At 62.2% G+C, this 6,490-nt stretch carries 7 protein-coding genes; 2 read left to right on the forward strand and 5 right to left on the reverse strand.

Annotated features, from left to right (window positions below; genetic code table 11):
- Nucleotides 1–194: 194 nt before the first annotated feature.
- Entirely contained in the window at nucleotides 195–1,040 is an 846-nt protein-coding gene (locus KGM94_RS08080; RefSeq protein WP_300256670.1) for a 3-hydroxybutyryl-CoA dehydrogenase, read from the reverse strand.
- 308 nt (nucleotides 1,041–1,348) lie between these two features.
- On the opposite strand from KGM94_RS08080, the gene KGM94_RS08085 reads away from it, so the two are divergent.
- Nucleotides 1,349–3,367, forward strand: a complete 2,019-nt coding sequence (locus KGM94_RS08085) for an EAL domain-containing protein (protein ID WP_300256672.1) — start codon at nucleotides 1,349–1,351, stop codon at nucleotides 3,365–3,367.
- A 4-nt stretch (nucleotides 3,368–3,371) separates the two neighbouring features.
- Here the strand turns inward: KGM94_RS08085 and KGM94_RS08090 are convergent, their stop codons facing one another.
- Both KGM94_RS08090 and KGM94_RS08095 read right to left on the reverse strand, forming a co-directional pair.
- Complete coding sequence (locus KGM94_RS08090; protein ID WP_300256674.1) at nucleotides 3,372–3,713, reverse strand: rhodanese-like domain-containing protein; 342 nt, start codon at nucleotides 3,711–3,713, stop codon at nucleotides 3,372–3,374.
- A gap of 287 nt (nucleotides 3,714–4,000) precedes the next feature.
- Nucleotides 4,001–4,378 (reverse strand): limonene-1,2-epoxide hydrolase family protein, encoded by a 378-nt coding sequence (locus KGM94_RS08095; protein ID WP_300256676.1) that lies wholly within the window; start codon nucleotides 4,376–4,378, stop codon nucleotides 4,001–4,003.
- 485 nt (nucleotides 4,379–4,863) lie between these two features.
- Here KGM94_RS08095 and KGM94_RS08100 point away from each other — a divergent pair, with 485 nt between their 5' ends.
- Nucleotides 4,864–5,349: a TIGR02444 family protein gene (locus KGM94_RS08100; protein WP_300256678.1), complete on the forward strand. Its 486-nt coding sequence runs from the start codon at nucleotides 4,864–4,866 to the stop codon at nucleotides 5,347–5,349.
- Nucleotides 5,350–5,479: 130 nt separating this feature from the next.
- On the opposite strand, the gene KGM94_RS08105 is transcribed toward KGM94_RS08100, so the two are convergent.
- On the reverse strand, nucleotides 5,480–5,920 hold the full coding sequence (locus KGM94_RS08105; RefSeq protein ID WP_300256681.1) for a pyridoxamine 5'-phosphate oxidase family protein: 441 nt from the start codon (nucleotides 5,918–5,920) through the stop codon (nucleotides 5,480–5,482).
- Between the two features lie 26 nt (nucleotides 5,921–5,946).
- On the reverse strand, nucleotides 5,947–6,490 hold a 544-nt coding region (locus KGM94_RS08110), incomplete at its 5' end, for a helix-turn-helix domain-containing protein (RefSeq protein WP_300256683.1).

The following is a 6,490-nucleotide window of genomic DNA, read 5'->3' on the forward strand; positions in this document are numbered from 1 at the left end:
GTGGGGCGTTGATATCGCTCCACTTTTCGGCTTCGCCTGGGTATTTCTTCCCGTTGGTAGGAACAATAGGTAGCTACCGGCAGCCCCTCTTTGTCGGGGCACAAACTCCAAAGCAGAATGGGAATAATTCGCGAGAAGCCGCCGCAGCCTCCGGCCGGCGGCGGGGCTGATCGCGCCGCCGGCCGGTTGGCGGGTCAGTAAGCGTAGAAGCCGCGTCCGGACTTGCGGCCGAGATGGCCGGCATCGACCATCTCCTTCAGCAGCGGCGCGGGGCGGTATTTCGGGTCGTTGAAGCCCTCGTAAAATACCTCCATCACCGACAAGAGCGTGTCGAGACCGACGAGGTCGGCAAGCGCCAGCGGCCCGATCGGATGATTGCAGCCGAGCTTCATGCCGGCGTCGATCTCCTCGGCGGTCGCGATCCCCTCCTGCAGCGCGAAGATCGCCTCGTTGATCATCGGACACAGGATGCGATTGACGGCGAAGCCGGGGCTGTTCTTCGCGGTGATCGCGACCTTGCCGACGCGCTTGGCGAAATCCACCGCCTTGGCGTGGGTGTCGTCGGAGGTCTGCAGGCCGCGGATCAGCTCGAGCAGCGCCATCACCGGCACCGGATTGAAGAAGTGCATGCCGATGAAACGGTCGGGGCGATCGGTCGCCGCCGCGAGCTTCGTGATCGAGATCGACGAGGTGTTGGTCGCGATCAGCGTCCGCGGCGACAACGTGGCGCAGAGATCCTTCAGGATCTTGACCTTCAGGTCCTCGTTCTCCGTCGCGGCCTCGATCACCAGATCGCAATCGGAAAGCTTGCCGCGGTCGGTCGTCCCGTCGATCCGCGCCAACGCGGCGTCGCGGTCCGACGCAGTCATCTTCTCCTTCTTCACCAGGCGATCGAGGCTGCCGCCGACGGTCGCGAGCCCGCGTGTCACCGCCGCGTCGGAGATGTCGACCATCACCACCTTCAAGCCGGCTGCCGCGCAGACCTGGGCAATGCCGTTACCCATGGTGCCTGCGCCGATGATGCCAACGGTTTCGATCATGGCTGTTCGTCCTCTTCCTCTCTCGGGCGCGGGCCCGAGGCCTGCGGCTCATTCAACTGAGGCGGCCAATTTGCCGCCGCTCGACGCATAGTTAGCAGGGCGTGGCGGCCGCCGATACGGCGCAGTTGGGCCACAGCACTCTCGCGATCGGTTCCTATCCTTAACGGGGCCTCACCGCGCGGGGCAGCACAGCAAAAATCGCGGTAGCAAGCAACCTCCCGCCGGCGCATGGCACGAAACGGTCTAACCCGCCTTTTACCCGCCCGGTGCAGCATCGGCCTCGTTTCCCGACGTGAGGCGCGTTTTCAATGTCGATTGCGAAGCTGAAATCCCATCTGGCCGCGGCAGCGCGATTGTTTCGCGTGCCCGCCGACAACCCCGACCTGATGCGCGCCCAGTTTGACGCGTTCTCCAAGCAAATTCCGCTGCTCTACGCCATCCTGCTCACCAACACGTTCGCGGTGTCCTACACGCATCTCGCGGTAGCGCCGATCTGGCTGTCCGTCGTGGTTCCGGCCCTGCTATGCGCAGTCGGCATCGCCCGGCTGTTCTGGTGGCAGCGCAAGCGCCATCGCGTGCACAGCGACGCCGAGATCCTGCACAGCCTGCGGGTCACGAACTGGACGACGCTGCCGATCGCTGCCGGTTTTGCTGCCTGGTCCTTCGCACTTTATCCCTACGGCGACTCCTTCGCCCAGGGACAGATCGCCTTCTTCATGGCGGTGACGGTGATCGGATGCATCTTCTGCATGATGCATCTGCGCTCGGTCGCGCTGATCGTGACGATCGTCGTCGACGTTCCCTATGTGCTCTACTTCTTCGCTACCGGCGAGCCGACGCTGAAGGCGATCGCGGTCAACAACCTTCTGGTCACCGGGGCAATGGTGACGGTGCTGTTCATCTACTCCCGCGACTTCGCCGACCTCGTCGCCAGCCGCAAGTCGCTGATGGCGCAGCAGGCGGCGACACAGGCGCTGTCGGACGCCAATTTCCGTCTCGCCAACCTCGATTCCCTCACCGAGCTGCCCAACCGCCGCCGCTTCTTCGCCGAGCTTGCGGACGCCTTCGGCGACGCGCAGCGCAACGGCTCGCGCCTCGCGGTCGGCATCATCGATCTCGACGGCTTCAAGCCGATCAACGACAATTACGGCCACAGCATCGGCGACCGCGTCCTGATCGAGGTCGGCCGGCGCATCCGCGAGGCCTGCGAGGGATTTGCCACGCACCGCGTCGCGTTCGCCAGGCTCGGCGGCGACGAGTTCGGCCTCGTCGTCTGCGGCGACCCGGCCGACCAGGATCTGCTGGCGCTCGGTCAGCGAATCGCGGACCGGATCAGGCTGCCCTATCAGCTCGACACCGCGCATAACGGGCTGTCCTGCTCGATCGGCTTCGCGCTGTACCCGCGCTCGGCCACCAGCGCCGAGGCCCTGTATGAATGCGCGGACTATTCGCTCTATCACGCCAAGCGCCACGTACGGGGACAGACCGTGATCTTCTCCAGCGAGCACGAGGCGGAAATTCGTAGCCGCGGCGTGATCGAGAACCTGCTGCGCACGTCCGACTTCGGCGCCGAGATGGACCTCGCGTTCCAGCCGATCGTGGATGCGACCAGCGAGCGCACCACCGGCTTCGAGGTGCTGGCGCGCTGGCACAGCCCGCGCCTGGGCATGGTCTCGCCCGCCGACTTCATTCCTGCCGCCGAACGGATCGGCCTGATCCGGCAGCTCACGCAGGCGCTGCTGATCCGGGCACTGGCGGCGGCCAGGGCCTGGCCCGACGACATCCGCCTGTCGTTCAATCTCTCGGCGCACGACATCTGCTCGCCCGATGGCATCCTGCCGCTGATCTCGATCATCGAGCGGAGCGGAGTGGCCCCTCGCCGCCTCGATTTCGAGATCACCGAGACGGCCGTCGCGTTCGACTTCCGCAGGGCGGAGGAATCGATCGCGACCCTGAAGGCGATGGGCTGCGGCATCTCGCTCGACGATTTCGGCACCGGCTATTCGTCGCTGAGCCACGTCCATCGTCTGCCGCTGGACAAGATCAAGGTCGATCGCAGCTTCGTCGCCGACGTCAACGCCAATCCCGTCAGCCACAAGATCATCAAGTCGCTGACCGGGCTGTGCGCCGACATGGAGATCGCCTGCGTGGTCGAGGGCGTCGAGACGCATGATCAGCTCGACAGCCTGCGCCGTCTCGGCTGCGACTACATCCAGGGCTATTATTTCGCCAAGCCGATGCCCGTGGCCGCGGTGTCCGACTATCTCGCGCGGGAGCGACGGCGTTTCGGCGGGGAGATGTCGGCGACCGCGGCAGCCGGCGCGTGAGGCGCTATGCCACCGCGCCGCCGCGGGCGCGCCATCGGCTCATGCCTCCGGCATAGTGGCGAACGTCCTGCCGTCCGGCCGCGAGCGCGCGACGCAGCGCCGTGGCGGAGCGGCCGCCGGCCTGACAGATCAGCACGACGGGCCTGCCCTTGGCCATGGCGCCCGGGTCGAACTGCGACAGCGGAAGATTCTGCGCACCGGGAATGTGTCCGCTGCGGAATTCGTGCGGCTCGCGGACGTCGACGACGAGACAGCTCTGGTCGCGATGCGCTCGCACCAGCTCCTCATGCTCGATCGCCGGAACGCTCGTCGACCCCACAAACCTCTTCAATAGTCCGGACAGCATGATGAATACCCCGTTCGTCGGTTGCTGCGGGAACGCACGGCCCTCGGTGGCGGGCCGGCCGCCCAATGCAGCTACATATACATCTTTTCGAATGTATGCAAATGCTCACGAGCGGGGTCATTGGCCAACGCCTGCCGCACCGCGAGTCAATTCTCTGCAGGCCCTGGCGGCGTCCTGACCCGTCAAGCAGCAACCAGACCGGCGTCAGTTCGATCGTTTCCTTGCCCATGCCGAGCGACAATTTGACCGGTCCTGGTCATGATGTTCCGCTCGAGAGGTACGTCGCGCTATTTCGTTCCAGCGATTGCGCGTGTGTACGTTGCCAGGTCGAAGTAGTCGCGCCAGATCTTGATCTTCCCGTTCGTCAACTCGAACACACCACAGCACGGCAGGTCGACATTTCTTGCGCCCAGTTGGGTTCGGTCGAGACGCTCAGCGATCACCACGTCGCCACGGGACACGACGTTCAGCACGTCCCACGTCGTCTTCGTCCAGTCCTTGATGAACCCGCCAATGAATTTGCGCAGATCGTCGTGTCCGCTGACCGGCTTGTTCATCATGTTATGATACGTGCCGTCGGGCGTGAAAAATGCGACGATCTCATCCGCATCCAGGCGAGACCACGCGGCTATGAACTCACTCACGATCTCTTCGTTGCTCTTCATGTCCACTGCCTCCGAATGCGCTGGTCCGCACCATGCACGAGCAATCTATCAGGTGAGAGGCGACTCTCGGCGAAACTTTCGAATGAAGGCAGCCGGCGATCAGCGCTCGCGTCTCGGACCGATGACCCTTCGGCACGCCAATCCGCGTCGAACGTGATCGGAAACTGCTCATATTACGCCGCTGCGTCGGCAGAAGCCGCAGCTTCTGCTCTCGACGTGAACTCGCGGAACAAGCCGGTGCGCATGCTGTGCGCGAGCCCGCGCGCATTCGCCTTGCCGGCTTTCTGAACTTCGCCATGTGAGCGCGCAAGCCATTGACCAACATGGTACGCTGGTACACCAGCAATTCACGCCCCCTTCAGAGCTTCTGACCGCTGTGGTAAGCGAGAAGACGCGGCGAACGCAATCCATGCCAGCGATGCACCGTTTGGTTCTGACATACCCTAAGGACGCCCGAAGACAGCAGCAGCCTCGAGAGACGATTCATGACAGACGCCAACTCCTCGTTTTGGGCCTTCTCGCTAAGAACGTTCGCGAACCCATCAGTTGCAAAGGCGTGCTTGGACCTTCAGGATACCTTCGGCATAGACGTGAACGTCTTGCTCTTCATGCTCTGGTGCGCCCATTGTGGGCGTCGTTTGAACGCTTGCGATGTCGGGAATATCGTCAATCTGGTAGCACGCTGGCAAGCAGATGTTGTCAGCCCACTGCGCCTCGTTCGCAGGGCGCTCAAGCGCCCGACAGCAAACTGGCTTTCGATGCAAACACAAGGACTTCGAGAAACTGTGAAGGCCGCCGAGCTGGAGGCGGAACGTTTGCAACAGGAAATCATGGCGGCGTCAATTCCCGTGACAGAAATTGGACTGCCGGACACAATCGACGCGGCAAAAGCGAGCAATCTGAAATCTTACGCCGAGTTCATGCGAGTTGCTTTCCCCGAGGTCCATATCACGGTCCTTTTGAATGCTTGACGGAATTCCCTTAGCTCATCGTGGAATCCGCGCTTGCAGCGTGCGCGGCTGCCCTCCCCCGCACTGCAAGCCCTGCAATCCATCCACGATTACGTGGAACGCCCCGGCTGTCGCCCGCACAGATCGAACGCTAATGCAAACCCAGGTCGAGTTCGTCGCGATGCCCAAAACCGACTGAATTGTCGATAAAATATGCGCGCTTTGGAGTAACGCGATACCAACGTACGCGGGCCATTGCCCTGACAATAGCCGAAGGCGCTTGCGATATCGTTCCAACTAGAGGGTACTTCTCACCATACAATCTCAGCGCTTGCTTCTCATCGTCGCCTGAGAGTTCGCCTGCCACTCCTTCGAGTTGCAGTCCTTTGATTTCTGACCAGTCAGAATAATCCTCTTGCACGGTCACGGCGACATGCGGATCTCGCGCAATGTTTTCGCAATGGCGGCTCGTCCGAGCGGATAGGAAGTACAGGTCGAAGCGATCGCTGACGTAGAAGACGGCCGCTGCCCATGGTCCACCGCTGCCGGATGTCGCCAGATTCGCGACATGATGTTCGCGCAAGTACTGCAATGCCCTCGCGCTCGGCCCGTGCTCCATCAAGAGGGCTCAACCGCCGGAGGGACCTCGTGGGGCGGCCGGGCGACTCCAGCTTCGTCCGCCTCATGCAGACGCTTTAGGCGATAGGCGAGTTGCGGCCTAGTTATACCAAGAGATCTTGCCGCTGAAGAGAGATTGCCGCGCGCTCTGTCGACTGCTGTTTCGATGAGAAAGCTCTCGACTTCGTCTAGCGTCATCACGCCGTTGAATACCGCTTCACAAAGAGCTTTCGCGCTCTCGTTGCGGTTGGAATTGATGCTCCCATCGGCGCCCAGCTGAAGCTCCCCAGAGTGGTCATCATTGTAGGAAGAAAACAGGTGACTTACCTCAATACGAGTTCCGTTCTGTGCCAGGATGACGCCGCGCTCGATCATATTCTGCAGCTCGCGAATATTGCCCGGCCACGGGTAAGTCAGAAGGGCGCGTTTGGCCTTGTCGGTGAAGCCGCGCAGCTTCTTTCCATTGGTTGCCGCATATTTCTCCAAAAAGCTCTTTGCGAGGAGCGGGATGTCCTCGTTGCGCTCTCGCAACGGAGGAATCGCA

Origin of the sequence: Bradyrhizobium sp. (assembly GCF_028868675.1) — a bacterium.
Lineage (GTDB): Bacteria > Pseudomonadota > Alphaproteobacteria > Rhizobiales > Xanthobacteraceae > Bradyrhizobium.